At 65.9% G+C, this 3,252-nt stretch carries 4 protein-coding genes; 2 read left to right on the top strand and 2 right to left on the bottom strand.

Annotated elements, in window-relative coordinates:
- Positions 1-659, bottom strand: a 659-nt coding sequence (locus tag EET03_RS22910; protein WP_136625755.1) for a PE family protein, incomplete at its 3' end; no start/stop codon positions are given.
- 850 nt (positions 660-1,509) lie between these two features.
- On the opposite strand from EET03_RS22910, the gene EET03_RS22905 reads away from it, so the two are divergent.
- Positions 1,510-2,790, top strand: coding sequence for a cytochrome P450 (locus tag EET03_RS22905; RefSeq protein WP_099194396.1), 1,281 nt, complete (start codon positions 1,510-1,512; stop codon positions 2,788-2,790).
- On the top strand, positions 2,787-2,975 hold the full coding sequence (locus EET03_RS22900; protein WP_082274570.1) for a ferredoxin: 189 nt from the start codon (positions 2,787-2,789) through the stop codon (positions 2,973-2,975). The genes EET03_RS22905 and EET03_RS22900 overlap by 4 nt, the downstream gene beginning before the upstream one ends.
- Positions 2,976-3,125: 150 nt before the next feature.
- Here EET03_RS22900 and EET03_RS31910 read toward each other — a convergent pair whose 3' ends face one another.
- Positions 3,126-3,236: a hypothetical protein gene (locus tag EET03_RS31910; RefSeq protein WP_482805330.1), complete on the bottom strand. Its 111-nt coding sequence runs from the start codon at positions 3,234-3,236 to the stop codon at positions 3,126-3,128.
- Between the last annotated feature and the right edge of the window lie 16 nt (positions 3,237-3,252).

Raw genomic sequence — 3,252 nt, 5'->3', positions numbered from 1 at the left:
TTACCCCACAGCCCGGCGCTGCCGCCGGCCCCACCGCTGCCGCCGTTGCCGCCGCCGTCGAGCAGCGCCGCGCCGCCGTTGCCGCCGGCCCCGCCGCTGCCGTGCAGCCAGCCGCCGTTTCCGCCGGCGCCGCCGTTCGCGCCGGCACCGCCGTTGCCGCCGCCCCCGCCGTTGCCGATCAGCCCGGCGGACCCGCCGCTACCACCGGCCGCCCCGTCGGTCGTTTGGGAAAAGCCGGTGCCGCCGTTGCCGTATAACAGCCCACCGGCCCCGCCATTGGGGTTGGCCGCCGTCCCGTCGGCGCCGTTGCCGATCAGTGGGCGCCCCAGCAGCGTCTGGGTGGGCGCATTGATCGCGTCCAGCAGGCTCTGCTGGACGTTGGCGGCCTCGGCGCTGGCATACGAGCTGCCACCGGAGGTCAAGGCCTGCACGAACTGGTCGTGAAACGCCGTCGCCTGCGCGCTGACCGCCTGATACGACAGGGCGTGCTCGCCGAACAGCGCCGAGATCGCCATCGATATCTCATCGGCGGCCGCCGCTTGCACTTGCGCCGTGGGGGCCAATGCCGCCGCGCTCGCGGCGCTGATCGCCGATCTGATGCTGGCCAGGTCCGATGCAGCTACTGTCATCATCTCTGGGGTTGCGAGCATAAACGACATGGTCGTCCTCCGATCGATTGTCGGAGGATAACGCGGTCAACGCGGCGCGTCTCGGGTTTCGCACAGGTCCCAGGGCGTTCGCGGGAATTACCCAAGCGCCGCACGGAATTTCGGCGCCGTATTGGTTGCCGGGTCAGGCGGCGACGGTGCGGGCGGCGTCATCGTGGCCGGCGATACGTTCAAGTCGTGCGTTTAGATCGTTTTTGGTGAACTTCCGTACGAACGGTGTGGCGACCTGTTCGTAACTGCTGAAAGTCGAACGGCGTGACGACGTCTTCGAGGGTGTGGAAGTCGTTGGGGTGAGACGACTTTACGTTGCACGACGGAGAGATAGATTTCCACTGCCAGCGGTCTTCGAGCCGGTCGATGGCGGCCTTGCCGCATGGGAGGAGCAATTGCTGACCACCCAGAACACCCGTCGCGCGGAGGTGTGGGGCTCAGTGGTCATGACCTGGTCGACGAGACGGTCGAAGGGGTCGATGCCGGTGGTCTCCTCCTCGGCCCGGCCAAAGGCCTTGGCGCGGTGCGGCGCTGAGCCAGCGCCAGCTCGTGGTGCCCGAAATCGAGGCGGCGAGGCCTTGCTCGACGGCGGCGCGGGCCAGATCGGGGCACTGCCAGCGGGGCCCAGCGGTTGGGATTTGTCGGCTTTCGCCGGGAGCTCGCGGGCCAGCGCCTTGATGGCGACCACGACGTCAGGGTGGAAAAGTCGGGGGCCGTCCTGTCCGGGGCAGATCGGTCAGGCCGGCCAGGCGATGGTCGAAGAAGCTCAGTTCACTCTCGGCGACGGGCCGCATTGACGTTGGCGACGCGCTGTGGAAATGTCATACTCATCTATGAGAGGGAGGTTCTCATGAGCGACTTCGCCGAGATGGATTTCTTCCGTGACGACCGGCTTGTCGAGAATCCCTACCCCTACTACGAGGCCCTTCGGCAGCAGTGTCCCGTCGCCCGCGAACACCACCACGGCGTCACCATGGTGACTGGCTGGGACGAGGCCGTCGGCGTGTTGAACGACGCCGAGACGTTCTCGTCGTGCATCTCGGTGACCGGCCCGTTTCCCGGCTTTCCGGTACCGCTTGAGGGCGACGATATTACCGACGTCACCGAGCTGATCGAGCAGCACCGGGACAAGCTGCCATTCAGCGACCAGCTCCCGACCCTCGACCCGCCGACACACACCAACCACCGCGCCCTGCTGATGCGGCTGATCACCCCCAAGCGGCTCAAGGAGAACGAGGATGCAATGTGGGTGCTCGCGGACCGGGTGCTCGACGGGTTCCTGGCACCGGGAGAAGGCGAATTCATCAAGGGTTTCGCGGGCCCGTTCACGCTGCTGGTCATCGCCGACCTGCTGGGAGTGCCCGAGGAAGATCGCGATCAGTTCGTCAAGAACATCCGCCACCATTCGGGCGGCGGCGTCGGGGGCACGGGCAAGGAGTCGTTGGCCCACAACCCGCTGGCATTTCTTTACGGGACCTTCGCCGATTACATCCGTGATCGCCGCCGCGAACCACGCGACGACGTGCTCACCAGCCTGGCCACCGCGACATTCCCGGACGGCTCGGTTCCCGACGTGCAAGACGTGGCCCGGGTTGCGTGCAACGTCTTCTCAGCGGGCCAGGAAACGACCGTGCGGCTGTTGGGTGCGGCATTGCAGACCATCGGGGAGCGCCGAGACATCCAGGAGCGGTTGCGCAAGGACCGAAGCCTGATCCCGAATTTCATCGAAGAAGCGCTGCGGATCGAGAGCCCGGTCAAGGGGGACTTCCGCTTGTCCCGGGTGCCCACCACGGTCGGTGGAGTCGACCTGCCGGCGGGTACCACCGTGATGGTTTTGCAGGCGGCGGCCAACCGCGATCCGCGCCGGTTCGACGAGCCAACGACGTTCGATCCCGCCCGCAAGAACGCCCGGCAACATCTCTCGTTCGGACGGGGGATCCACAGCTGTCCCGGAGCACCGCTGGCGCGAGCCGAAACCCGGGTGGCCGTCGAGCGGCTGCTCGACCGGACGTCGGACATCAGGATCTGCGAGCGTGAGCATGGTCTGGCGAATGACCGTCGTTACCAATATGTTCCGACCTATATCCTGCGCGGCCTGACCGAGCTGCACCTGGAGTTCACGCCGGCATGAAAGTTTCGGTTGACGACCAGTGCTGTCGCGGCCATGGTGTATGCGTCACACTTTGCCCCGAGGTGTTCAGCCTGACCGAAGACGGCTACTCGGTGGCGATAACATCCGATGTCCCAACGGAATTAGAGGCAGCTACCCGGGAGGCCATCGAATGCTGCCCCGAACAAGCCATCAACGAAAGCTGATGCCGCCCGCTGGTCCGGGTTTTTCATCCACACTCACACAGACGCTCTACTGCTGGCGGCGGGCCAATGGTGTGCGGGCGGCAGTGCGCTCGGTCGCCAACTAAGGGACTTGCGAGGAAATAACACGCGCATTTGACCGTCGGGCGGTGCTTACGGCGCCCGCGGTGGGCCGGTCACGGTGTAGTTCCATTCGCCGTGCCAGTCGTGCCGGGTGATGGCTCGGGCTTCCAGTTCGCGAATCTGCTTGTCGCTGACCTTGATTCCCTTGGGGTACTCG

The sequence above is a fragment of the Mycobacterium innocens genome (assembly GCF_900566055.1).
Lineage (GTDB): Bacteria > Actinomycetota > Actinomycetes > Mycobacteriales > Mycobacteriaceae > Mycobacterium > Mycobacterium innocens.
This window is presented reverse-complemented; position numbering and strand designations above follow the sequence as displayed.

What these genes read in the sequence shown, in the direction of transcription:
- EET03_RS22900 (WP_082274570.1), top strand. Translation starts at nt 2,787, where the DNA reads ATGAAAGTTTCGGTTGACGACCAGTGCTGTCGCGGCCATGGTGTATGC.
- EET03_RS22905 (WP_099194396.1), top strand. Translation starts at nt 1,510, where the DNA reads ATGAGCGACTTCGCCGAGATGGATTTCTTCCGTGACGACCGGCTTGTC.